25 protein-coding genes are annotated in these 23,748 nt (G+C 69.0%); 14 read left to right on the forward strand and 11 right to left on the reverse strand.

Features of this window, described 5'->3' with window-relative positions:
- Window positions 1-5 precede the first annotated feature (5 nt).
- From ABFX45_RS33905 to ABFX45_RS33940, 8 genes are all read right to left on the reverse strand, one after another.
- Window positions 6-1,160: a glycoside hydrolase family 88/105 protein gene (locus tag ABFX45_RS33905; RefSeq protein WP_346134468.1), complete on the reverse strand. Its 1,155-nt coding sequence runs from the start codon at window positions 1,158-1,160 to the stop codon at window positions 6-8.
- 74 nt (window positions 1,161-1,234) lie between these two features.
- On the reverse strand, window positions 1,235-1,804 hold the full coding sequence (locus ABFX45_RS33910; protein ID WP_109635397.1) for a helix-turn-helix transcriptional regulator: 570 nt from the start codon (window positions 1,802-1,804) through the stop codon (window positions 1,235-1,237).
- Window positions 1,805-1,933: 129 nt separating this feature from the next.
- Window positions 1,934-3,670, reverse strand: a complete 1,737-nt coding sequence (locus tag ABFX45_RS33915) for an ABC transporter ATP-binding protein (protein WP_346134470.1) — start codon at window positions 3,668-3,670, stop codon at window positions 1,934-1,936.
- Entirely contained in the window at window positions 3,667-4,077 is a 411-nt protein-coding gene (locus tag ABFX45_RS33920) for a lasso peptide biosynthesis B2 protein (RefSeq protein WP_109635401.1), read from the reverse strand. The genes ABFX45_RS33915 and ABFX45_RS33920 overlap by 4 nt, the downstream gene beginning before the upstream one ends.
- Complete coding sequence (locus ABFX45_RS33925) at window positions 4,074-4,325, reverse strand: lasso peptide biosynthesis PqqD family chaperone (RefSeq protein ID WP_346134471.1); 252 nt, start codon at window positions 4,323-4,325, stop codon at window positions 4,074-4,076. Before ABFX45_RS33925 ends, ABFX45_RS33920 begins: the two co-directional genes overlap by 4 nt.
- Window positions 4,309-6,138, reverse strand: a complete 1,830-nt coding sequence (locus tag ABFX45_RS33930) for an asparagine synthase-related protein (protein ID WP_346134473.1) — start codon at window positions 6,136-6,138, stop codon at window positions 4,309-4,311. The genes ABFX45_RS33925 and ABFX45_RS33930 overlap by 17 nt, the downstream gene beginning before the upstream one ends.
- 16 nt (window positions 6,139-6,154) lie before the next feature.
- Entirely contained in the window at window positions 6,155-6,256 is a 102-nt protein-coding gene (locus ABFX45_RS33935; protein ID WP_109635407.1) for a keywimysin-related RiPP, read from the reverse strand.
- A 127-nt stretch (window positions 6,257-6,383) separates the two neighbouring features.
- Window positions 6,384-7,208 carry an alpha/beta fold hydrolase gene (locus ABFX45_RS33940; protein WP_346134475.1) on the reverse strand — a complete coding sequence of 275 codons (825 nt, stop codon included), beginning with the start codon at window positions 7,206-7,208 and terminating at the stop codon, window positions 6,384-6,386.
- A 581-nt stretch (window positions 7,209-7,789) separates the two neighbouring features.
- Here ABFX45_RS33940 and shbA point away from each other — a divergent pair.
- Window positions 7,790-8,476 (forward strand): RNA polymerase sigma factor ShbA, encoded by a 687-nt coding sequence (shbA, locus tag ABFX45_RS33945; protein WP_233439415.1) that lies wholly within the window; start codon window positions 7,790-7,792, stop codon window positions 8,474-8,476.
- On the opposite strand, the gene ABFX45_RS33950 is transcribed toward shbA, so the two are convergent.
- Window positions 8,439-9,104, reverse strand: a complete 666-nt coding sequence (locus ABFX45_RS33950; protein WP_109636435.1) for a TetR/AcrR family transcriptional regulator — start codon at window positions 9,102-9,104, stop codon at window positions 8,439-8,441. The genes shbA and ABFX45_RS33950 overlap by 38 nt on opposite strands.
- 216 nt (window positions 9,105-9,320) lie before the next feature.
- Here ABFX45_RS33950 and ABFX45_RS33955 point away from each other — a divergent pair, with 216 nt between their 5' ends.
- Entirely contained in the window at window positions 9,321-10,484 is a 1,164-nt protein-coding gene (locus ABFX45_RS33955) for a glycosyltransferase (RefSeq protein ID WP_346134477.1), read from the forward strand.
- Between the two features lie 10 nt (window positions 10,485-10,494).
- Window positions 10,495-10,962 carry an SRPBCC family protein gene (locus ABFX45_RS33960; protein WP_346134479.1) on the forward strand — a complete coding sequence of 156 codons (468 nt, stop codon included), beginning with the start codon at window positions 10,495-10,497 and terminating at the stop codon, window positions 10,960-10,962.
- Here the strand turns inward: ABFX45_RS33960 and ABFX45_RS33965 are convergent.
- On the reverse strand, window positions 10,925-12,229 hold the full coding sequence (locus ABFX45_RS33965) for an MFS transporter (RefSeq protein WP_346134481.1): 1,305 nt from the start codon (window positions 12,227-12,229) through the stop codon (window positions 10,925-10,927). The two genes, ABFX45_RS33960 and ABFX45_RS33965, sit on opposite strands and share 38 nt — an antisense overlap.
- Between ABFX45_RS33965 and ABFX45_RS33970 the strand changes: the two genes are divergently transcribed.
- From ABFX45_RS33970 to ABFX45_RS34020, 11 genes are all read left to right on the forward strand, one after another.
- Window positions 12,174-13,202: a PfkB family carbohydrate kinase gene (locus ABFX45_RS33970; protein WP_112226150.1), complete on the forward strand. Its 1,029-nt coding sequence runs from the start codon at window positions 12,174-12,176 to the stop codon at window positions 13,200-13,202. The genes ABFX45_RS33965 and ABFX45_RS33970 overlap by 56 nt on opposite strands.
- 120 nt (window positions 13,203-13,322) lie before the next feature.
- Window positions 13,323-15,416, forward strand: a complete 2,094-nt coding sequence (locus ABFX45_RS33975) for a transglycosylase domain-containing protein (protein ID WP_233439416.1) — start codon at window positions 13,323-13,325, stop codon at window positions 15,414-15,416.
- 725 nt (window positions 15,417-16,141) lie between these two features.
- The gene (locus ABFX45_RS33980) at window positions 16,142-16,936 is read left to right on the forward strand and encodes a M23 family metallopeptidase (RefSeq protein WP_233439417.1); all 795 of its coding nucleotides are present in this window, start codon (window positions 16,142-16,144) and stop codon (window positions 16,934-16,936) included.
- A gap of 185 nt (window positions 16,937-17,121) precedes the next feature.
- Window positions 17,122-17,325 carry an AMP-binding enzyme gene (locus tag ABFX45_RS33985; protein WP_407656906.1) on the forward strand — a complete coding sequence of 68 codons (204 nt, stop codon included), beginning with the start codon at window positions 17,122-17,124 and terminating at the stop codon, window positions 17,323-17,325.
- Window positions 17,313-18,038, forward strand: coding sequence for an SDR family NAD(P)-dependent oxidoreductase (locus ABFX45_RS33990; RefSeq protein ID WP_109635418.1), 726 nt, complete (start codon window positions 17,313-17,315; stop codon window positions 18,036-18,038). Before ABFX45_RS33985 ends, ABFX45_RS33990 begins: the two co-directional genes overlap by 13 nt.
- Window positions 18,039-18,191: 153 nt before the next feature.
- Window positions 18,192-19,703: an HAL/PAL/TAL family ammonia-lyase gene (locus ABFX45_RS33995; RefSeq protein WP_346134484.1), complete on the forward strand. Its 1,512-nt coding sequence runs from the start codon at window positions 18,192-18,194 to the stop codon at window positions 19,701-19,703.
- Window positions 19,704-19,753: 50 nt separating this feature from the next.
- On the forward strand, window positions 19,754-20,455 hold the full coding sequence (locus ABFX45_RS34000; RefSeq protein ID WP_346134486.1) for an L-tyrosine 3-hydroxylase: 702 nt from the start codon (window positions 19,754-19,756) through the stop codon (window positions 20,453-20,455).
- Between the two features lie 13 nt (window positions 20,456-20,468).
- Complete coding sequence (locus ABFX45_RS34005; protein ID WP_233439419.1) at window positions 20,469-21,125, forward strand: O-methyltransferase; 657 nt, start codon at window positions 20,469-20,471, stop codon at window positions 21,123-21,125.
- A 102-nt stretch (window positions 21,126-21,227) separates the two neighbouring features.
- Window positions 21,228-22,178 carry an LLM class F420-dependent oxidoreductase gene (locus ABFX45_RS34010; RefSeq protein ID WP_109635424.1) on the forward strand — a complete coding sequence of 317 codons (951 nt, stop codon included), beginning with the start codon at window positions 21,228-21,230 and terminating at the stop codon, window positions 22,176-22,178.
- Between the two features lie 2 nt (window positions 22,179-22,180).
- The gene (locus tag ABFX45_RS34015) at window positions 22,181-22,750 is read left to right on the forward strand and encodes a TetR-type transcription factor C-terminal domain-containing protein (protein ID WP_109635426.1); all 570 of its coding nucleotides are present in this window, start codon (window positions 22,181-22,183) and stop codon (window positions 22,748-22,750) included.
- A gap of 47 nt (window positions 22,751-22,797) precedes the next feature.
- Window positions 22,798-23,292, forward strand: coding sequence for an MmpS family transport accessory protein (locus ABFX45_RS34020; protein ID WP_346134488.1), 495 nt, complete (start codon window positions 22,798-22,800; stop codon window positions 23,290-23,292).
- On the opposite strand, the gene ABFX45_RS34025 is transcribed toward ABFX45_RS34020, so the two are convergent.
- Window positions 23,279-23,728 carry a peroxiredoxin gene (locus ABFX45_RS34025; protein WP_346134490.1) on the reverse strand — a complete coding sequence of 150 codons (450 nt, stop codon included), beginning with the start codon at window positions 23,726-23,728 and terminating at the stop codon, window positions 23,279-23,281. The genes ABFX45_RS34020 and ABFX45_RS34025 overlap by 14 nt on opposite strands.
- Window positions 23,729-23,748 lie beyond the last annotated feature (20 nt).

Raw genomic sequence — 23,748 nt, forward strand, 5'->3', positions numbered from 1 at the left:
CGAACCTACCTCCTTTGGAACTGCTCGCTCATGATGAGGAACGCCCCGATGCCGTGCAGGTCGTTCACGGCTCTCGGCCGGGCGAGGTAGAACGGCAGGTCACCGACATTCGTGCCGATGCAGATCTCGGAGATCTCGGTGGAGCCCTGTGCGTTGATCGACACGCGTTCCAGCACCCCGCGATAGCCGCGCTGCGCCACGACCTCGTACCTGCGCGACACATATCCGCGCTCGACGGCACGTGAGATCGCCATCGAGTACATCGACGAGCACGAGGTCTCGGTCCAGTTCCGCGGGTTCGAGCCCTTGTCCACGACCTGGAACCAGCGCCCGGACTTCGGGTCCTGGTGGCGTGCGAGTGCCGCGATCAGCCTGCCGAGGATCGAGATCAGCTTCGGCCGGTCGGGGTGGGTGCGCGGCAGGTCCTCCAGCACGTCGCAGCACGTGATCGCGTACCAGCCCATCGCCCTGCCCCAGAACTCCGGCGACACGCCCGTCGCCGGATTCGCCCACGAGGCCGTGCGCGACTCGTCGTACGCGTGGTGGAAGAGACCGTCCTTGTGCTGCAGGTTCTTCGCGTAGACGAGGAGCTGCCGCAACGCCTCGGCGGTCGCCCAGTCCTTCTCCCCGAACGTGTACCCGTGCCGCATGATGAACGGCACGACCATGTAGACGCCGTCCGACCAGTTCTGCCAGTCGCGCGTGCCGCCCTCGGCGTGCCAGAAGCCGCCTTCCTTGGTGCGCGAGTAGGTGTTCAGACGCTCGCGGATCTGCGTCGAGGCGACGCGGTACCGCACGTCCCCGGTCGCGTTGTAGAGCAACGGCAACAGCTGGCCCGCGCGCATCGAGTCGAGGTGCGTGAACGTCCGGTTGAACTTCCCGTCCGGACCGACGAAGCGGTCCACCCACGCCTTGATGTAGTCGAAGTACTTCTTGTTCTTCGTGCGCTGGAAGACGAGCCACTGCCCCCAGAGGTAGAGTCCGCGCGTGTAGCCCCAGCCGCCGAGCGTCTCCGGCGTGAACTGCCGCATGGTCGACTCGACGACCTCGACCGACCAGTCGATGCGCTCTTTCGCCGACGCCGTACCGGTTCCCAGAGCGACGCCACCGGCTAGTGCGGCGCCGCCGAGTCTGACGAAGTCGCGCCTGGACGTGGTCATGGTGTTCCCTCCAAGGGGCGTGCCGAGGCGGCGGCACCCACGACCTAACTTGGTCAGAACTCCGATGTCTAGACCTAATTCGTCGATCTGGCGATCTGGAAGCCGAGCGCCATGCGTGATCGTGTTCCGAAGCGCTGTTGCAGATGGGCTACCACTGCACGCACGGTGCGGCTGCTCATGCCGAGTCGGGCGGCGACCTGGTGATCTGTCGCCCCGTTCAGCAGAAGTCCGATGACTTCGGCTTCACGGCTGGTCAGGCCGTCGTACGGCGGAGCGTTCTCGGAGAGAGTCTCCGCATCCGACCACATCAGCTCGAACAGCTGGCCGTACGGAGTGGAGAGCGGGCAGCGCAGCAGCACGGCGCCGGTGTTGAGGTCGCTCGCGTCGAGCGGCAGGACGGCGGCCCTGTCGTCGAAGACCAGCATGTGACGCGCCGGCTGGGTGTGCACCCGGATGTCCACGTGGTGCCGCGCCACGCGCCCGATCGTCTCGGTGTGCCTGGCGAGCGGTGGGTCGAGCAGCAGGCGGCCTCGGTCGGCGGCGTTGCTCATGAGGCCGAGCAGGGCGCTGTCGATGCCGCCGCGGCTCGACAGCACCGCTCTGACCGACGCGGACCTGGTCACGAGGTGGTCGAGCGTGCGCATCACCGAAGAGCGGTCGTGAAGGACCTCGACGAATTCGGTGCGGCCTGATGGAGATCGCTGCAACACGACTTCGCCTTCCTTTCGAATGCTGACGGCTCAGTCATGTTCGCATCGACGGCGTCGAACGTCCTACCTCCATCCAGGGGATATTTCGGTCTCGAACGACTTAGAATTGTCAACGAATCTGCCCACCACCAGCCCGCTGTAGAAACCGTTGATGCCGAGCAACTCGTCGTGCGTGCCCTGGGCAATGACTTCGCCTGCGCGCAATACCACGATCCGGTTGGCTTCGCGAATTGTCGACAGCCGGTGTGCGATCACCAGCAATGCGCACTCCTGTGCGGCCTGGTGAATCGCGCGGTGCAGCGCCCGTTCGTTCACCGGGTCGAGATGGGCGGTGGGCTCGTCGAGAAGGAGCAGGTCAGGCTGGGTCAGCAGAGCCCGGGCCAGTGCGATGCGCTGACGTTCCCCGCCGGACAACGCTCGTCCGCGTTCACCCAATGGTGTGTCCAGTCCGTCCGGAAGCCGCTCGACGAGTTCGGTGAGATTCGCGAGTTCCAGTACTTCGTGAAGATCGTGATCGGACGAATGCGGCGCTGCGTAACTGAGATTGTCACGGAGTGTGCCGTTGAGAACTGTCGAGTCCTGATCCACCAGCGCAATTCGTGCACGCCATTGGTCACGGGAAAAGTTCCGAATGTCGATCCCGTTTGCGAGCAGAGCTCCGGAATCGGGTTCGTAGAACCGCTCGATCAGCGAAAACAGGGTCGACTTGCCGGCACCGGACAGCCCGACCAGCGCGACGTGCGACCGCGGCTCGACGGTGAACGAGACACCGCGCAGCACCGGGCGGTCCCGGTAGCGGAACCAGACGTCGCGGAACTCCAGCCTGATCCCCGCACACTCGGGCACCGCGCCGCCCGCGGTGCCCTCGACCGGCAGCTCCTGCACCTCGGCGACCCTGCCGAGCGCGCCCATGCCCTTCTGCAGCAGCCCGATGCCCTGCAGCACCGAGGTGAAGGGGATGATCAGGTAGGTCGCGTAGAGCAGGAACGCCATCAGGTCGCCGACCGACGCCGCGTCCCTCGCGACCCGCGTGCCGCCGACGAGCAGCACCATGAGCAACGACCCGCGCATCGCCAGTTCGACGGCGGGGCTCATCACCGACGTGATCCGCGCGGCCCGCACCCCGGCCGCGCACGCCTGCTCGGCACGTCGCCCGATCAGCTCCTCTTCGCGTTCCTCCGCCCGGCACGCGCGCACGGTGCGCAACGCCCCGAGCGCGCGCTCCAGTTCCGCGGTCATGTCACCGACGCCGCGTTGCATCTGCTCACCGGCGGCACGAAGCCTGCCGACCAGCGAGTAGACGACCACGGCGGCGACCACGACGGTCGTGCCCACCCACAGGAACAACACCGGGTCGATCAGCACCATCAGCACCACGGTGCCGACGCCCGTGAGCGTGCCGGTGATCAGCTGGACCGACGCGGTGGAGACGACCTCGCGCAACACCGTCGTGTCGACGCTGACCCGCGACATCAGGTCGCCCACCCGGTGCTCGTCGAACGCCTTCATCCGCAGCCGCAACAACCGGGCCACCAGCCTGCGCCGCACCCCGAGCACGACACGTTCCCCGGTGCGCTCCAACAGGTACAGCCCCGCACCGTCGACACACGCCTGCGCGAGGAACAACACGGCCATCGCCGCGAGCAGCTGCCACGGCACCGACGTGGCCGAGTCGACGGCGGCACGCAGCAACTGGGGCTGGAGCAGTCCGAGCCCGGCCGCGACCAGCGTCGCCGTCACGGCCAGTGCGAGACCGCGCCCGTGCCCGGAGGCCAGCCGCAGCAGGTCGAGCGTCCTCATACCGTCATCAGGGGACGGAAGTACTGAGCGGGCAGGTTCTCGTCGACGGGCACGCCGTCCGCCTCGACCCAGGCGTGCGCCCCGAACGGCGGCATCACGCGCACGCCGGCACACCACGTCGGCCACGTGCCCGACATCCGGCACAGCAGTGCCACGGCGACGGACCTCGGCAGGCAACCCTGCGGGCCGAGGCACCGCAGGCTCACCGCCAGCACGGCGTCCCGTGCCGCTTTGGCGGTGTCGTAGGGGGCGGGTTTGGCGCCTCGGCGGAGGAGGCTCAGGATCCGGCGCAGGGTGCGCGGCTTGAGGTGGGCCAGCGGGGTGGCGGCCGTGACCGCCAGGCGGGCCGCGATGCGGCGGCGGAGCGGGACGCCGGTGGGGCGGCTGAGTGACGAGGGTGTGGTCACGTCGTCACCAGGCCCGCGGTCCGCAGCCCCGCCACCAGGGCCGACACGTCCTGCCGCGCCCGTGCCTCGTCCACCTCGTACGCGAAGGTGAGCGCCGCGACGGCCGCGTTCTCGTCGGCCCCCTCGAGCAACGCCCGCACCACGGCCACGCCGGTCGGGTTGAGCTGCCAGTACCGGCCGCTGCGCTCGTCGAGCAGCACCTGGCCGTAGTCGGTGTCCGCCACGGAAACGTCAGCCCGCAACCGCATGTTCTGCTCCCTTGTCCAGGCTGCGCAACCACACCTCGCAGCCGATCGTCGAGTACAAGATCCCGGTGCGGAGCTCTGGCGTGTCCGGCCGCAACGCGAGCTCGGTCAGCCTGCGGCGGTCGACCAGGCCCAGGTCGGCGAGCTTCGAGCTCTCCCACAGCTCCAGCAGGTCACCGCGGTGCCTGCGCAGGCCGGCCGAGGCCTCCAGCGCCGCCTGCGCCTTGTTCGTCCGCGCCAGGCACTCGTCCGGCACGATCCCGCGCATCGCCTCGGTGAGCACGGGCTTGTAGCGCCACGGCGTCACGCGTTCCTCCGGCCGCACCGACAGGCACGCCTCGATCACGCGGTCGTCCAGGAACGGTGACTGGATCGGCAGTCCCGCTCGCGCACTCATCTGCTCCCACTGCCGGATGATGCGCGAGCAGGACAGGATCGGCTCCAGGTCGCCGTGCTCGCCTCTGTTGCGCCCCAACGGTTCCGCTGTCGCGGCGGCGTCCAGCAGCGTGTCGCGGGCGAGCGCCTGTGCCTCGGGCGTCACCCAGTCGAACAACCTCGGTCCGGTGCCCCAGCCGAGTGTGCCGATGACGTTCGGGTCGCGCGGCGCTCGCAGTCGCTCAGCCTCGTCCGCGAGCCACGCACCGTACGAGCGGGAGTCCGCGAGCGCTGAGATCATCGGCTTCAGCGGCCAGTCGAACAGCGCCCGGTACGCGCGCAGCTGCCGGATCGCGAACAACGGCCGCCTGCGCAGCAACGGGTGGTAGTGCGCTTCGGAGCACCAGGCGACGTGATCTCCGCCGATGCCGGTCAGCCGGACCCGGCTTCCCTTCTCCGCCAAGCCTTTCAGGTCCTCCAGCAGGCGCTGGCGGTCCATCATCCCGATGGTGGGCTCGTCCATCGGGTCGTCGATGCCGAGCAGGTTCTCGTACACCAGCGGGATGCGTTCGGCCGGCCACACGACGTGCTCGACCATCGGCAGGTGCGCCGCGGCTCGCCGTGCCCAGGCCACGTCCTCGTCCACCGGGTCCAGCGCGGGCCAGGTGCTGGCCACGATCCGCGCGTCCGACCTGGCCGCGAGGAACGTGATCGACGTGGAGTCCAGCCCACCGGAGAGATCGCACGCGACGGTGCCGCCTGCTCGCGTGCGGACGTCGACCGCGGTGGCGAGGGCGTCCCTGATCAACGGGACGGACTCCGCGATGCCGCGCACCGGTTCCGGGTCGCGCCACCACCGGGTCAGCCGGGCGCGGCCGCCGTCGACCAGCAACGCGCTGCCGGGCGGTACACATTCCACATCGCGCCACATCGTCCGTTCCAGCAACGGGTGCGGCGTGGGGAAGAGCAGTCGCACGACCAGGCCCCGTTCGTCCACAGGGGAGTCCTGGGCCAGCAGGTCCGCACGGTCGGCCGCGACCACGACCTCGCCGATCCGGCGGTGGAACACCAGCCGCAGCCCGGACGCCGTGCCCTGGACGCGGCACCGCCCGCCGAGCGACGCGACGAGGTGGAAGCTGCCCGGCAGCCTGCGGGCGAGCTCGTCGAGGTGGGTGAGGTCGCGCAGGCCGGCGGCCGCGCGTTCCAGTTCCGCGACGCTGACCGGGCACCAGCCGATCACCGCCAGCCGGGCGTCACCCGCTGCCGCGGCGACGATCTCGTCGTCGCGCCACCGGCCGGCGAGCCACGGACGTCCCGACGCGTGCTGCAGCGATCGGAACCCCGGCGCACACAAGCGACGGGCCACGGCGAGCGCGGCTTCGTGGTCGGGTAGGACCACGAAGTGCGACTCGCCGTGACCCCGCGAGGCCTGATCAGGCATTCGCGGTGGTGTCGCGTCAGTTCTTGCTGAAGATCAGCCGGTCGTTGCCGTTCCTCTGGAGCAGGCCCGTCTGCGCTTCGAAGGTGCCCAGGTCGATCAGCTGCGGCGTCTCGTACATGGTTCTGCCTCTCTCGTTGAGGGATCTTCATGGCAGCGCGCTGAATCGAACGTAACGAGAGGGCTGGACCGGCGACCAGGCAAAACGGCTTCCGGTTCCGGCAACTGCCGCAACCGGAAAACCAGGTTTAGGAGAGGTGTTCGAGGAGAAGGGAGCTCGCCGCCTCCGGGATCTCCTCGGGAATCCAGTGGCTCACGTCCTCGACCATCTCGAACCGGTAGGGCCCGGTGCACCACTTCTCGGTCTCGAACGCGGCCACCGATCCGAACGCGACGTCCTCGGTGCTCCAGACGTACATCGTCTTGACGGCCACCTTGTCTGCGGCGCCGGACGGCTTGCCCGCGCGGTACCAGTTCAAGGCGGCCGAGAGCGCGCCCGGCTCGGACAGGCGCTGGATGTACTCGTCCACGTGCGACGGCCGGATCCGGTACTCGAACATCTGCCGCAGGGCGTGCGCGTTGTTCTCCAGCATGCGGCGCTCGGTGCTGCGTTCGCGCCAGTCGAGCATGTACTGGGACCGCATCCGTTGCTCTTCGTCGGTCTGCAGCGCGGTCTTCAGCGCGCCGGGGTGCGGCGTGGAGAACACGCTCAACGTGCGGAGACGATCCGGGTGGTCGATCGCCGTCCACCACGCGACAGCGCCACCCCAGTCGTGCCCGACGAGGTCGAAGGTGGACCAGCCCTGCGCGTCGGCCATCGCGATCACGTCGCCGACGAGGTGCGTGACCGTGTACTCGGAGGACTGCTCCGGGCGGACTCCGGGGGAGTAGCCGCGCTGGTCGGGGGCGACGGCGCGGAAGCCGTTCGCGCCGAGCACCGCCACCTGGTGCTCCCACTCGATGGCGGCTTCGGGGAAGCCGTGCAGCAGCAGGACCGGGCGGCCGTCCTCTGGACCGGACGCGATGGCGTCGAAGGTGCCTGCCTCGGTCTCGATGCTCAGGTGGTCGATCACGAGTTCGAACAGTACCGGCGTGACCTGACGCTCAACCGGCGAGCCGCGCTGGACCGGGCGAGGTCCGCGGGTCTCCACGATCGGGTGATGGTCGAGTTGAGGGACTACTGAGAGGAGCACGGTCAGTGCGACGCCGTCGTGAGCGCCTCGGTGATCGAGGCAGTCAGTGCCGACTATTGGCCGGCGTACTTCTCGGTGCGCGGCCACACCCCGCTGCGGACCGCCGGGACGTGGTCGTTCGGGCACGACTGAGCCGAGACCCCCGAAGCGGTGGCGGCACACCTTCCTCACCCGTTCGGACGAGGTGGCACAGCTCGGCTTCGACGACGCGTTCCGCCGGATGCAGGAGTTCCACCCGGCCTGCTCGGAGGCCGGTTCCGGGGTCGCTACCTCGGAATTCTGCAATTCGCAATGGCCGAAAGACTGGGCCATTAGGACCACCTTCTACCCCAAAAGGGTGCTGCTTGCCCCACCCGCCTGGACTTCGTGGTCCTCTTGGAGACAGGCGGTATCAGACGGCTCGCTGCGGTCTCTTCTTCTGTGAAGCCCCTAGTGTCGCTGTAGTGGAGGAGGTCGCCGGGATGGTCCAACCCACAGCCGTGCGGACCGGTGGCGGTGTCGGCGTCCTCGATCCAGAGGAGGTGTGGAACCAGCCAACGGTGCCCATGCGTCGTCGGGTGCGCCAGGCACCGGTCTCCAACCAGTGGCTCGCCGAAGCCGAGTTCACCGACCTCGTCGACGCCGCTCTAGACGGAGACAGACGGGCGGTCGAGCACCTGCTCGGCCGGATCCAGCCGTTGATCGTGAGGTACTGCCGCGCCAGGGTTGGTGGCCGTGAGCGCACCCTCGTCTCGGCCGAGGACATCGCGCAGGAGGTCTGCGTCGCGGTGCTCGGTGCCCTGTCCAAGTACCGCTACGAGCCGCAGTCGTTCCTCGCGTTCGTCTACGGCATCGCCGCCCACAAGGTCGCCGACGCCCGTCGCCGCGCCGTCCGCAACCGCGCCGAGGTCGTGCCGGAGCTGCCCGACTGCCCGTCGCTCGACGACGGCCCGGAGCAGCACGCGGTCAACGGCGAGATGATGGCCCAGGTCACGCGCCTGCTGCACAAGCTGCCGGCACGTCAGCGCGAGATCCTGGTGCTGCGCGTGGCGGTGGGGCTGTCCGCGGAGGAGGTCGCGCTGGCCGTGGAGTCGACGCCGGGTGCGGTGCGGGTGGCACAGCACCGTGCGCTCACCCGGATGCGGGAGATGATCGCCGAGGAGGGCTGAGAATCGTTTCTCCCACCGTGCGCGCCACGAACGCCGCGTAGGCGTCGCCCGGTTTGCCGTCCAGCCGGACGAACCGCACGTACGCCTCGACGCTGGTGATCACGCAGAAGGCTTCGACGAGGTCGTCGAAGGGCACGTCCGCGCGCAGCCAGCCGCGTTCGGCGAAGACGTGGAAGACGTGTTCGACCTGTCGTCGCAGCAGGGCGAGGTTGGCGGCGTAATACCCGCGAAGCTCCTCGTCGCCCTGCGCCGCGCTGGCTACCGCCACCCAGAGGCCTGCCGATGGAGCGTTGATCGCGAGCATCGCGTCCCCGATCAGGGTGGCGAGCTCAGCGGTGCCGCTCACCTGCAGCATGGCCTTTCCCAAGTCGGTGGCGAGCAGGTCGGTCTCACCCTCGACCCCGAAGGACACGAGCTCCAGCGCGGCCTGCAGCAGCGCCGACTTGGGGCCGTGACGCTGCACGGTCTCGACGGACACGCCCGCCTCGGTCGCGAGCTGGGCGAACGTCGTGGCCTGGTAGCCCTGCCGGCTGAAGAGCTCCGCCGCCGCTTCGACCACTCTTCGCCGCGTTTCCGCCGCCTGCCGCTGTCGCAGCTCGGACCGGTAGGGGCGGGTGGATTCGGTCATGTCCGGCATTATTGACTACGGTCCCGTGCAGGTTAATACTCCATGACAGTCTTCAACACTGCTCCCAATGTCCTAGGCGGGTGACGTCATGGCGTCCCTCATCATCGCGACGGTGCCCGTCCACGGGCATGTCACGCCACTTCTGGCCGTAGCCCGCTATTTCACCCAGCGGGGAGATCGCGTCCGGTTCATCACGGCGCCCGTTTCGCCGAGGTGGTGGAGGCCGCGGGTGCGGAGCACATCGCACTGCCCGCGGAAGCCGACTTCGACGACCGGCAGGACTTCGGGGTGACGTTCCCCGAGCGCACAGCGCTCAAGGGGGGGAAGGCGATCGCGTTCGACCTGGAGAACGTCTTCGTGCGCCCCGGTCGCGCCCACTACAAGGTGATCGAGGCGGCGCAGTCGGCCGAGCCGGCCGACGTCGTGATCACCGAGCCGGCGTTCCTCGGCGGCGCGTTCCTCGTCTGCCGGCCGCTCGGCGAGCGGCCACCGGTGGTCGTGTGCGGTGTGCTCCCGCTCCCGATCTCCAGCCGTGACACGGCGCCGTACGGCATGGGCCTGACCCCGCTGCGCGGACCTCTCGGTCGCCTGCGCAACGCCCTGCTCACCACGATCGCCGCGCGCACGGTCTTCACCGCGGCCGAGCGGCTGGCCCAGGAGATCAACCACGAGCTGAACGGGTCCCCGCTGCCGTTCCCGATCATGGACTGGCTCCGGCACGCCGAGGCGATCGTGCAGTTCACCGTGCCCGAGTTCGAGTACCCGCGCTCCGACGCACCCGCCACCCTGCACTTCGCCGGCCCCATCTCGGCCTCCGGTTCGCAGGCGCCGTTGCCGTCCTGGTGGGACGAACTCGACGGCTCGCGGCCGGTCGTCCACGTCACGCAGGGCACGGTCGCCAACCACGACTACCGGCAGATCATCGAACCCACCGTCGCGGCTCTCGCCGATGATGACGTCCTCGTCGTCGTGTCCACCGGGGGCCGTCCGCTCTCCACCCTTCCGCCGTTGCCGTCGAACGCTCGTGCCGCTGAGTACCTTCCCTACGACGAACTCCTGCCGAAGACGCAGGTCTACGTCACCAACGGTGGCTACGGTGGCGTCCAGTACGCCCTCCGCCACGGCGTCCCGATCGTCACGAGTGGCGGTAAAGAGGACAAGCCGGAGGTCGCCGGCCGAGTTGCGTGGTCCGGTGTCGGTCGTGCGCTCAGGACCGAGACGCCCTCGCCTGCTGCCGTCGGGCGGGCGGTTCGCGCTGTGCTCGGCGATCCGCGCTACCGGGTACGCGCCCGACGGATCGCCGCGAGCATGGAGCGTGCCGGTGGACTGCCCCGGCTCGCCGAGATCGTCGACCGGCAGCTCTCAGGTCGCCGGTCGTAGCGTTCGAGGCATGACCCGCTTCGAGGTGATCACCGGTATCGCGGCCCCGCCGCACCGCGTGTTCGATCTCAGCCTCGACGTCGACGTGCACACCGCCTCGATGGCCGGCTCCGGTGAGCGGATCGTCGGTGGCATCAGCTCTGGCCGGATGGGGCTGGGTGACACCGTGACGTGGCAGGCCGGTCACTTCGGTGTGCGCTGGCGGATGACCTCGTGCATCACGGCACTCGACCGGCCGCACCACTTCGTCGACGAGCAGGTCGCGGGTCCGTTCCGGCGCTGGCACCACGCCCATCACTTCGAGCCGGACGGGCGGGGCGGCACGCGCATGCGGGACGTCGTCGAGTTCGCCGCGCCACTCGGTCCGCTCGGGCGCCTCGCTGAACGTCTCGTGCTCGACCGGTACATGGCCGAGCTCATCCGGCAGCGCAACGACCACCTCAGGACAGTTGCGGAGCTGGCGCCCGGAGATCCGTGAACTCCGCCACCAGGGCCGTGACCAGGATCAGCGCGCCGAACACGAGCAGCGCGAGCGCTCCACCCGCGAGGTCGGCGAGGAACGCGCCGAGCACCGGTGCGAGCGGCGTGAGCGCTCGCGAGGCGAAGGTCAGGATCGCGTCGATCCGCCCCATCAGGTCGTCGGGCACCAGCCCTGTGAAGATCGCGCTCACCGAGACGTTGAGCAACGGTGTCGCGATCGCGGTGACCATGAGCGGCACGAACGGCCACCACGCGCCGAACGGCAGTGCCATCGCCAGGTTGCTCACGCCGAAGACCGTGAGCACCGCGACGATGAGCCGGTCGTACCTCAGGGTGACCTTGGGTGAGATCAGTGCCCCGAGCAGACCGCCGACGCCGACGCCGGTGAGCACCAGGCCGACGAGCCAGTCCGGGCCGCCGCGTTCCTTGACCACGGCGACGACCGGGATCATCGAGGCCGTCCCGAGCAGGTTGAGCGTCAGGAAGATCGCCACGACGTTGCGCATCCCGCGCCGGCGCCACAGCCAGGTCCAGGCCTCGCGGACGTCGTGGCGCACGCGCCCGCGCGGCCGCTGCTCGGTGCGGGCCGGGATCTTGGCGAACCAGGCGCAGACGGCGGCGACGAGGAACGTCACGGCGTCCGCGACGAACGGGACAGCGCGGCCGAACCCGTAGAGCAGCGCGCCGAGCGACGGGCCGGCGAGCCACGCCACGTGACCGCGTGCCTCCTCCTGGGCGAAGGCGGTCCTGAGCCGGTCCGGGGGCACGACCGCCTTGATCGCGGTGGAGCGGGCGGGACCGGCGAACGCGGTGCAGACGCCGTCCACGGCGGCCAGCGCGATGAACAGCGGGATCGAGTTGAGGCCGGTGAAGACGTTGGCCGCCATCGCCGCGACGGCCACGGCCTGCGTCGTCTGGCTCCAGACCAGGACCTTGCCGCGGTCCCAGCGGTCGACCCACACGCCCGCCGGCATCTGGGTGAGGATCAGTGTCGTGGCGCGCACGCCCGCGATGACGCCGGCCCAGAAGAACGACCCGGTGACCGCGAGGATCAGCAGGGGCATCGCGTACGTCGTGAGCTGTGTGCCCAGCTGCGAGACCGTCCCGCCCAACCAGAGCAGCTGGAACTGAACGTTCTTCCTGAGCGGAACCCCTATGGACGACGTTTCTAGCGCATGGTTGTCGGTGTCGGATGGCAAGGTTTGTGCCATGGCTGATCCGGACTTCGACGTGCTGCTCACCGGCACGGTCTTCCTCGACATCATCTTCACCGGCCTGCCGCGCCCGCCGGCCGCGGGGACAGAGGTGTGGGCGGAGGGGCTCGGGTCGTGTCCGGGAGGGATCGCGAACCTCGCGGTGGCGTTGCGCAGGCTGGAGCTCCGGACCGCGCTGGCGGCGGCGTTCGGTGAGGACGCGTACGGCGACTTCTGCTGGGACGTGCTGTCCGAACAGGAAGGGGTCGACCTTTCTTATTGCCGGCGTTTCTACGGGTGGCACTCGCCGGTGACTGTGTCCATGGCGATGGAGCGGGACCGTTCGATGGTTACGCACGGCCACAAGGCGCCCGTGATCGCGGACGATCTCTTCTGCCCGCCGCCGTCGACGCGGGCGTGCTTCGTGCACATCCAGGCCGAGGACGAGCAGTGGGTGCGCACGGCTAAGGAGAACGGCGCGCTGCTCTTCGCCGACATCGGCTGGGACCGCACCGGGGCGTGGTCGCCGGAGTTGCTGCGGCGGCTGGAGGGATATGACGTGTTCCTCCCGAATCACGTGGAGGCGCAGGGGTACACGCGCACCGACTCGCCGGAGGCCGCGGCGCGCAAGCTTTCCGAGCACGTGCCGGTGGTGGTGGTCACACGCGGGGGAGGTGGCGCGGTCGCGGTCGACAGCTCTACCGGTGAGGTCGCGGACGTGCCGGGGCTGAACGTCGCGCAGCTCGACCCGACGGGAGCCGGTGACGTGTTTGGCGCCGGGTTCGTGATGGGCACTCTGGCCGGGTGGCCGCTGGAACACAGGGTGCGGTTCGCGAACCTGTGCGCCGCGCTGTCCGTGCAGCACTTCGGCGGTTCCCTGTCGGCTCCCGGCTGGGGAGACATCGCGGTCTGGTGGCGGACGGTGAGCAGGAGGCCGGACGAGGAGCTGGCGCGGTACGGGTTCCTCGACGACGTGCTGCCCGACCACGCGGGCGTGGAGGTGCGAAGGGCTAGTCCGACGATCGGCCTCCGGTTGCTCCGGTAGGTTGAAATCAGTCGATCAGCGGACGCAACCTCACGGGCCTCCCGCGCGACTTATAAGTAGGGATCTCTGGGGTGTTGCTCGGAAGGAGTTGCGGGTTTGTTCGCCGCACGCGCGTCAGGCTTGGTCAAATTGCTGGGGTTGTGCCTGACGGCGGGCGTGCTCCTCGCTGCGATGGTGTTCCCGTTCGTCGGAGGTCTCGGGCTCGCGTCCAACCGCGCTGCCGACACCGTCGACCAGACGTCGGGTGACCTCGCCAAGGGGGAGCTGCCTCTCGTCACGACCATTCAGGACATGAACGGCGACCCGATCGCCTATCTGTACGACCAGTACCGCATCCCGCTGGCGTCGAGCGACATCTCGGACACCATGAAGGCCGCGATCCTGGCGATCGAGGACAAGCGGTTCTACGACCACCGCGGCGTCGACTGGCAGGGCATCGCCCGTGCCGCCGCCAAGGCCGGTGTGGACGGTGGCGCGACGCAGGGCGCTTCGACGCTGACGCAGCAGTACGTCAAGAACTACATGGCGTTCGTGCTCGGCGCCGACAACGAGCAGGAAGCCTGGGAGAAGGCCACCGAGGCGACCATCGGCCGCAAGATGCGCGAGGCGCGGGTCGCCTTGCAGCTCGAGCAGCAGATGTCGAAGGAAGAGATCCTCACCGGCTACCTGAACATCGTGCCGCTGGGCAACCAGACCTACGGTGTCGGCGCCGCGGCCAAGGCCTACTTCAAGACGACCGCCGACAAGCTGACCGTCCCGCAGGCCGCACTGCTGGCCGCGATCGCGAACCGCCCGTCGTCGCTCAACCCCGGCGCCTCGCCGGAGAAGGCGCTGGAGCGTCGCAACATCGTCATCGACAAGATGCGCGAGAACGGCGCGTTCGGTACCGACCAGACCGAGGCTCAGAAGAAGGCCGAGGAGTACAAGGCCGCGCCGCTGGGCGTGGTCGACGACCTGCAGATCCTGCCCAAGGGCTGCGTCGGCGCCGGTGACGGTCCGATCTACGGCTTCTTCTGCTCCTACCTGCTCGACTACCTGCGCGAGTCCGGCATCACGAACAAGGAACTGCAGCGCGGCGGCCTCACCATCAAGACGACGATGGACCCGAAGGCCACCAAGGCGGCGAAGACGTCGGCCGAGCAGCAGGTCCCGAAGACCCAGAACGGCATCTCGAACGTCATGTCGGTCGTCGAGCCGGGCAAGGACAAGCACCGCGTGCGCGCCCTCGTCGCCTCCCGCGACTACGGCAACAAGGCCGAGCTCGGCCAGGTCGCCCGCCCCGTGCCCGCCGAGGTCCTCCCGTTCGGCCCCGGCTCGGTGAACAAGGTCTTCACCGCCGCCGCGGCCCTGGAGAAGAACGTCATCGGCATCGACAAGGAGATGGCGGTCCCGAAGGTCTACTACTCGAGGGTCTACCCCAACGGCGGCGCGCCGTGGAAGGTCGAGAACGCCGGCACCTACGGCGAGAAGATGTCGCTGACCCAGGCCCTGGCGCAGTCGCCGAACACCGGCTTCGTGATCCTGCAGGAGAAGACCGGCCTCGACAGCGTCGTGGACATGGCCTACCGCCTCGGCATGCGCGAAACCCTCCAGGGCGTCAACCGCGCGGGCGAACCGCTGAAGGACGACAAGTCCAACGGCCCGTCCCAGGGCGACTGGACGAAGCAGAACAACGCGGGCTCCTACACCCTCGGCCCCGGCGCCACCAGCGTCCTCGAACTGGCCAACGTCGCCGCCACCATCGTCTCCGGCGGCACCTGGTGCCCGCCGTCCCCGGTGGAGAAGGTCATCGACCGCTACGGCAAGGAAGTCCCGCTCAAGGAAAAGCCCTGCGAGCAGGCCGTGAACACCGAACTGGCCAACTCCCTGGCCCAGGGCATGTCCCACGACACCACCGGCCAGGGCACCGCGGCCCAGGCGGCCTCCGGCTCCGGCTGGAACCGCCCGACCATCGGCAAGACCGGCACCACCGAAGAGCACAAGTCCGTCGCCTTCATGGCCGCCACCCCGCAGTACGCGGGCGCTGTCATGACCTACGCCGACGGCAACCGCCCCGAGGTGATCTGCGCCAACCCGATCCGGTTCTGCCCGGGCAGCAACCAGGGCGTCTACGGCGGCCAGGTAGCGGCTCCGACGTGGTTCAACGCGATGAAGGTGATCCACGAGGGCCTGCCGGTGGTGCCGCTGCCACCAGCGGCCGCGCGGTACAAGTAGAGCCTGATTGATTGCGGGGCCGTCGGACGCCAGATGCGTCCGACGGCCCTTTGCTCTGTCCAGGTGGTGAGTGGGTGGCGCTTGGCAGGGTCGCGCACCCCGCTGGCGGCGCGCTGGGTGGGAGCTGTGGCGGGTGGAGGGCGCCCGTTGGGCGGTGCGCACGCCGCTGTGGCGTTGTTGACGCAACCAAAGCTCGGTAACGGCCCGCGCGCCACCTGCTCAAGGGGAGCCGACGCACAGCACGAACCCTCGCTGGAACAGCCGCCAGCCGCTCCGCGCAACCACCCCGCACCAAGCGCGCGCCCCAAAGGCGACCCCGCAACCAGCCAAGCACGCCTCGTAACCACGTAGCTGCGGTCACCCAGCCAAACCCCGCCGCAAAGCTTTCACGATAAAGCGACTGACCAGTACAAACACCAAGAACGGGATTGGTCTAAAGCCTGTTATTCAAACCCACCACGACTCGACTACGGTGTGTTACCAATCGTGGCCCTCATCACCTAAACGCCCACTTAGCTTGCTCCTGCCGGTGACGCGAGGTTACGTTCACCGCCGCATGTCACGGTTCGATAACCGCAAGGACACGGATCTCCCCCGAAACGGTCCAGTCCGACAGGGCCTCCCCAGCCCGCCGCAGAGCACCAACACGCCCTGCACCACGCCCGGCCCCGAAGCCGAGGCACACCAGCGGTTAGCCGAACTCCCCCGAGTGCATGGAGGCAGTTTTGGCACGGCATCGAGCGAGGACGAAGGGTCCGCTGGTGGACGTCATCGCCAGAGTGGACCTGGACCGCAAGAAGGCCGTAGCGGCGGTTGTCGCCGCGGGCGCCCTGGCCGGCGCAGGTTTCACCCAGGCGATGGCCACGGTCACTCCCGTTGACCGCATCGTCCCGGTAGCCGCGACGAAGGATCTCGCGGCCGCCATGACCGCGCAGCAGCAACCAGAGGCGATCCGCACGGTTCACTCGCTGAACACCAGCTCGGAGACGCTCAAGCTGCTGCAGGCCGAGCAGATCGAGGTGCAGTTCAACGTCCGCGAGGCGCTCAAGTCCGCGGAAGGCGCTTATGCGAAGCGCCAGGAGGCCGTCAAGGCCGAGCAGGCTCGCCTCGCCGCCGAGGCTGAGGCGCGGCGGCCCAAGTGCGTCCGGCCCGCGCAGGGAAGCTTCACGTCCGGCTTCGGTGCCAGGTGGGGTACGAGCCACAACGGTGTCGACATCGCCAACGCCATCGGCACGCCGATCGTGTCGGTCATGGACGGCACGGTGGTCGAGGCCGGGCCGGCGTCCGGGTTCGGGTTGTGGGTCCGGGTGCAGCACGAGGACGGGACGATCACCGTCTACGGGCACATGAACACCATCGACGTGCCGCAGGGTGCGAAGGTCAAGGCCGGGCAGCAGATCGCGACGATCGGCAACCGCGGGCAGTCGACTGGGCCGCACCTGCACTTCGAGGTGTGGGTCGGTGGGTCTCAGAAGGTCAACCCGGTGGGCTGGCTGGCCGCGCGCGGCGTCACGCTCTAGTCGTCTCCCGCCACACCGCCGGGCATGAGGCCCGGCGGTGTGGATTCCTGAGCGGCAAGTGCCCCGCGACGGGCCTTCTTGGACGGTTGGTTGCGCGTCGGTGATCTCGTGCGTGTCCACAACGGCCGGTTTCTGCGTCGTCGGCCGCATCAAAGAAATGATCAAGTACAAGACGTCCGCGCCCGATCGGGTTAACGGCCAGGTACCCCAAAGCCTTTGTGGTGACGGAAGGCGACGTCACCGCGGACGAGTTGATGGCGTTCGTGGCGGCGGAGGTGGCGCCTTTCAAGAACGTGCGCCAAGTTGAGCTCGTGGCAGAGATACCGAAGTCGGTCTCGGGCAAGATCCTTCGCCGGTCGCTGAAGGAAGCGGACGAGTGCGAGTCCTGATCACCGGCGGCGCCAAGGAGCTCGGCAGGGCGTTCAGCGAAGCCATTGGCGCGCAAGGGCACCAGCTCGTCATCACCGGACGCGACGAGATCGCGCTGCGGACCGCGGAAACCGAGCTCAGGGCCAAGGGTGTCGACGTCGAGGCGCACGTCGCCGACCTCGGCGACCCCGGCGCGACACCGAAGCTAGTCGAGAGCCTCGGCGGGATCGACGTGCTGGTCAACAACGGTGCGCTCGGCGGGCCGGTCGGGCCGACGTGGCAGGTCGACGAGAACGAGTGGTGGCGCACGTTCGAGGTGAACCTCCGTGGCACCGCGTTCGCCGCGAACGCCGCGATCCGCACCATGACGAGCGGGCGGATCATCAACGTCGTCAGCAACGCCGGCGTGCACCGATGGCCTTACGTCACGGCGTATTCCGTGTCGAAGGCGGCCGTGATCAAGCTGACCGAGAACCTCGCGATCGAGCTCAAACGACGGCCGATCGCGGTGCTGAGCTACGACCCCGGCATGGTCGACGCCGGCCTCATGAGCCGCGGCTGCGACCTGGAGACGGACGACCCGCACCTGCGCCGGATCGCGCAGTGGGCAAGGTCTCAGCGCGACGGGGGCAGGTTCACCCCGGTGGAGCAGTCGGCCGCTCTTTTGGCCCGAATCGTGAGCGGAGAGTTCGATCACCGGTCCGGTGGGCTGATCACGCAGGAGGACGGCTGAAAACGCCCTGCACTGTCAACGGACAACAACTACCGCCACGGGTAGGAACCAAGTACCGATATTTGTTCGGGTAGTGCGTTCAGGCCCTTCCTCGCCGACAGGTCAACGGGGATCGTCGCGAGAGGCTCCCCAAAAACGTCCACAGGAGGCCTCGTGCCTGTCGGAACCTCTTCCGCTGCCGTGAACCTGGCGGCGGCACTCGAACCCGCACAACTGGAACTGGCCCGCGGTCCACTGCACGTCGATCTTCCCGACGAGGTGAGAGCACGTGTCGCCCGCTGCCGTGAGTTCGTGCGGGAGATGAGCGGCTCCGGACGCGCGATCTACGGTGTCACAACGGGTTTCGGGCCGCTCGTCGAGTTCGCGGGCCGCGCGGACGGCGCCGCGCAGAGCGACAACACGATCATTCACCACATCGTCGGCCATGGCGAGCTGATGCCACCCGCTGTCGCTCGCGCGGCCGTCCTGGCGCGGCTGTTCTCGCTGGCACGAGGACGGTCCGGCGTGTCGGAGCACGTCGTCACCGCGCTGATCGCCGTGCTGGGCACGGAATTCGCCCCCGCCGTGCCACGTCTGGGTTCGGTCGGCGCGAGCGGTGACCTCCAGCCGCTGGCCTACGTCGCGCATGCGTTGCGCGGTAACGGGAATGCGTATTTCCAAGGTGAGCTCATGCCCGCGGCCGACGCGCTCGGCAGAGCCGGGCTGCGGGAACTGGAGCTCGACGGGCGTGACGCGCTCGCGCTGGTGAACGGCATTTCGGTGACCGCCGCAGCACTCGGACTCGCTGTCGCACAGGCCAAACGCTCGCACCGGATCGCGGAGTTGTTGTCCGCCTTGATGACCGATGTCCTCGGCTGCGGTCAGGAGTTCACGTCGGCGGGGCTGCTGGCCGCGTTCGGGCATCCGGACGTCGCGGAGACCGGTGCCGCGCTGCGCACCTGGCTGGCGGGCAGCGCGCCGTCCGGTGAGCGCCCGTTGCAGGAGGCGTACAGCATCCGTTGCACACCACAGCTGATCGGCGCGGCCGGGACGAGCGTGCGGCATGCCGAGGACGTGGTGCGCCGCGACCTCAACGGCGTGAGCGACAACCCGTTGTTCTTCCCGGAGAGCGGGGAGGTGGTGCACGGCGGCAACTTCTTCGGTCAGCCCAGCGCCTTCGCCGCCGACCAGCTCAACGTCGCGCTGGTGCAGCTGGGCAACCTGGCCGAACGTCAGCTCGACCTGCTGGTCGATCCGCACCGCACGGGTGGGCTGCCGCCGATGCTCAGCCCGCTGCCCGGTCAGCACCACGCGTTGCAGGGAGTGCAGCTCTGCACGACCGCGACGGTCGCCGCGATGCGCCGTGCCGCCACGCCCGCCTCGGTGCAGAGCCTGCCGACGAACCTGCACAACCAGGACGTCGTCCCCTTCGGCACCCAGGCCGCGTTCACCGCGCTCGACCAGGTGGGGCTGCTGCGCTACCTGCACGCCGGGCTGGCGATCGGGTTGCGCCAGGCGGTTCACGTCGGGGCACGCCGTCCGCGGGCGCCACGGCTCGCGGAGGTGTTCGACCGGATCGCCGCCGAAGTTCCGCCGATCGCCGAAGATCGGCCACTTGACACCGAGCTCCGCCGTGCCGCCGTTCTTCTCGACACCATTGCGTCCGAAGTGGAGGGTGAGCGATGAGCGCTCCGGTCTGTGCGCCCGCCTGGGGTCACATTCACGTCGACCTGCCGGTGCTGCGGCTGCCGATGCCGGGCTCGGAATTGATTCCGTGCACCGGCTGCTATCAGCTGCCGATCGTCATCAACGCGCCGGAAGATCCGGTGGACCGTGCCGTCCACCGGTGGTTTCTCGGCCATCACGGCGCATTTCTGGTCTGGAGGTTTCTTTCGGCTTCACTCGATCGGTTGATACGCGAGCCTGATTCGCAACTAGTCCGCCTCGCTGCGCTTGGATATGACGCGTACTCGGTGATGCTTGCCTATTCGGGCAGTTGTTCCCGTGAGGTGTACGAGGACGTCATCCGGCCGATGATGATGGCGTTCGACCCGGCGTTCAGCGGGCGGTGGGCGCGTGACTACGAGCCCCTGCCCGGCCTGCTGCGCCGGGCGCGTACCGCACTGGGGCCCGTGGCGGCCGCACCGCTTTCCTCCGCGAGCAAGGCGAACCTGTTGGCACACATGGAGGTCATGCGCAGACTCGTGCCCTGCGGCAACTCGCTGCTGCGCGAGTCGGGACGCACACAGGTGCCCACCACCGACGCCGAGCGCGACCGGTTCGACGAGTTCTTCCTCGTCAGCCGGGAGAACGTGTGCCTGAGCCGCTACCGCGCACACCGCGCCGCCGTCCTGTCCGCCATCGGTCGTGACCTCGAGGAGCACCCGCTGCGGCCCGAGTACAGCGACACACTCAGGACGCTCGTCACCCGACTATGAGAGAAGGCCGCGCGTGAACGACTTCAAGACCGTGGTCATGACCCCGCAGATCTACCAGTACGTGCGCCAACAGGCAGGCCAGCCCAATGCGGTGCAGGAGAAGCTGATCGCGCGGACGCTGGAGCTCGGCGACTCGGCGGAGATGCAGATCCCGCACGAGCAGGCGGTCCTGCTGTCCCTGCTGGTCAAGATCACCGGCGCGCAGACGGTGGTCGAGGTCGGCACGTACACCGGGTACTCCACGCTCGCGCTCGCGCAGGCGCTTCCCCCGCACGGCAAGGTCATCACCTGCGACATCTCCGCCGAGTGGACCGCGATCGCCGAGGAGGCGTGGCAGGCGGCCGGCGTGCGCGACCGGATCGACCTCCGGCTCGGCGCCGCCGCGCAGACGCTGGCCGAGCTACCGGACGAGCCGGTCATCGACCTGGTGTTCATCGACGCGGACAAGGTCGGGTACGTCCACTACTGGGACCTGCTGGTGCCACGGCTCCGTCAGGGTGGCCTGCTGCTCGCGGACAACACCCTCTACTACGGCGAGGCCGCGGCGGAACAGCCGGAGGGCAACGCCGCCGCGATCGACGCGTTCAACAAGTTCGTGCTGAACGACTCGCGCGTCGAGTCGGTGCTCGTGCCGATCGCGGACGGGCTGACGTTCGCCAGGAAGAAGTAGGTCTCGCCGCAGGCTCCGCACCCGTCGCGGCGGAGCCTGCGGTTGTGAGGCATACCGACCGGTCGGTAGGGTGGGGTCAGGTCGCTGACATGGAGGGCGTTCATGGCTCGTTGGGGAATCACGCTGCCGCTGATCGGCGTGCCGGTGCTGGAGCACCGCGCGCTGGTGTCCGAGCTCGCCGGCCTCGGCTACACGGACGTGTGGTCGGCCGAGACGACCGGCACCGACGCGTTCACGCCGCTGGCGCTCGCCGCCCAGTGGTCCTCCGAGCTGCGCTTCGGCCCGGCGATCGCGCCCGTCTACACGCGTGGCCCCGCGACGCTGGCGATGACCGCGGCCACGCTGGCCGAGGTGACCGGTGGCCGGTTCGTGCTGGGCATCGGCTCGTCGTCGCCCGCGATCGTGCAGCGCTGGAACGCGATCCCGTTCGAGGAGCCGTTCAAGCGCACCCGAGACACGCTGCGTTTCCTCAAGGCCGCGCTGGCGGGCGAGAAGGTCACCGCCGAGTACGACACGTTCAAGGTGTCGGGCTTCAAGCTGGAGCGCCCGCCCGCCGAGAAGGTGCCGATCATGCTCGCGGCGCTGCGGCCGAACATGCTGCGCCTCGCCGGTCGCGAGGCCGACGGCGCCATCACCAACTGGCTGGCCGCCTCCGACGTGGCGCAGGTGCGGGGCGAGCTCGGGGACGCGGAGCTCGCGGCCCGGATCTTCGTGTGCCCGACCGAGGACGCCGACGCGGCGCGGGCGCTGGGACGCATGCTGATCAGCACCTACCTGACCGTGCCCGCCTACGCGGCGTTCCACGACTGGCTGGGCCGCGGCGAGGCGCTGCGCCCGATGCACGAGGCGTGGGCGGCGGGCGACCGCAAGGCCGCGTCGAAGGCCATCCCTGACGAGGTGGTCGACGCGCTGATCGTGCACGGTTCGCTGGACGAGTGCCGCGCGCGCGTCGCCGAGTACCAGACCGCGGGCGTCGACACCCCGATCATCGCGCTGCTGCCGACCGGTGGCGACCAGGTGGAGCAGGTACGCGCCTTGGCGCCCAAGGCCTAGCGATGCCCGGCGCGACCGAGCAGAAGATCATCGACGCGGCCGTGCGCCTGTTCGCGTCGCAGGGCTACGACGCGACCTCGGTGCAGGAGATCGTCACGGCCGCGGAGGTGACCAAAGGCGCGCTGTACCACTACTTCCGCGCGAAGGACGACCTGCTCTTCGAGATCTACCGGCTGCTCATCACGGCCCAGTCCGCGGACATGGACCGGATCATCGAGCTCGGGCTGTCGTCCGCCGACACGGTCAGGGAGATCCTCGTGTCGCTGGTGGTCTCCACGGCCGAACGGGTCGACGAGACCGCCGTGTTCGTGCGCGAGATGCACCGGCTCGACGAGGCGCGGATGACCGAGTTCCGCGCCGAGCGCCGCCGGTACCACGAGACGTTCCTCGGGGTGATCGAGAAGGGGCAGGCGGACGGGGAGTTCAGCTCCGCCGTGCCCGCGGACACCGTGGTGCGGATAGCGTTCGGCGTCGTGAACCAGCTGCCCGTCTGGTACCGGCCGGACGGTCCCAAACCGCCCGCCCGGCTGGCAGGGGAGATCGCGGACTTCGTGCTGGCCGGCCTGCGGTAACGACAGCCGTCCTGAGATCGACTTCCCGGTCAGGGGGAGGGGGTCGCATGTCGCAGCTACCGCCCGAATACGGTGTCGCGCCGCCGATGCACGAGATGCCGCGGTCGCCGAAGTGGCCGTGGGTGTTGTTGCTGGTCGTCGCGCTCCTGGCGGTGGGCGGGGCGGTCTACGGCCCGCGAGTGGTGGACGCGATGAGCGCCCAGGAGCCGGGGCCACCACCTCCGCCACAGCCTCCGCGCGTGCTGCCACCACCACCGCCCACCGCCAAGCAGGTGGTGGTGTTCGAGGTGAACGGCAGCGGCAAGCCGCTGACCGTCACCGCGACCGTCGGCAGCACCGTGCAGAACGAGATGAACGTGACTCTGCCGTGGACGCGCACCGTCGAGGTGCCCGCTGACGAGCCCTCCGCGTCGGTGGTGCTCGTGGTGGTGGCGGGCCCGGACGGCGCCGAGGTGCACGGCAAGTACACGATCGACGGCAGGACTGTCCGCGAGGGCAGGGCCTCCGGGCCCTACGGCGTGCTGACGATCACCGACTCCTGAGTGCCGCCAGCGCCTTGTCCGCGTGCGAGTTCATGCTGAACTCGCTCTTGATCACCTCGACGACCTCGCGGCCGGTGTCGATGACGAACGTGTGCCGCTTGACCGGGATCGGCCCGAACCGCCGCTTCACCCCGAACTGCTCGGCCACCTCGCCGTCGACGTCGGACAGCAGCGGGTAGTCGAAGCCGTGCAGTTCCGCGAACTGCTTCTGCTTCGCCACGTCGTCGGTGGAGATGCCGACCCGCTGCGCCTTCACCTCGGCGAACTCCGCCGCGAGGTCGCGGAAGTGGCAGCTCTGCGCGGTGCAGCTGGCCGTCATCGCGGCCGGGTAGAAGAAGAGCACGACCGGCCCGTTCTCGAGCAGCTCGGACAGCTTGCGCTCGGTGCCGTCCTGGTCGGGCAGGGAGAAGTCGGGGGCGATGTCGCCGGGCTTCATGGATCTCCAATACGCTCGGA

Origin of the sequence: Lentzea roselyniae, from assembly GCF_039537795.1 — a bacterium.
Lineage (GTDB): Bacteria > Actinomycetota > Actinomycetes > Mycobacteriales > Pseudonocardiaceae > Lentzea > Lentzea atacamensis.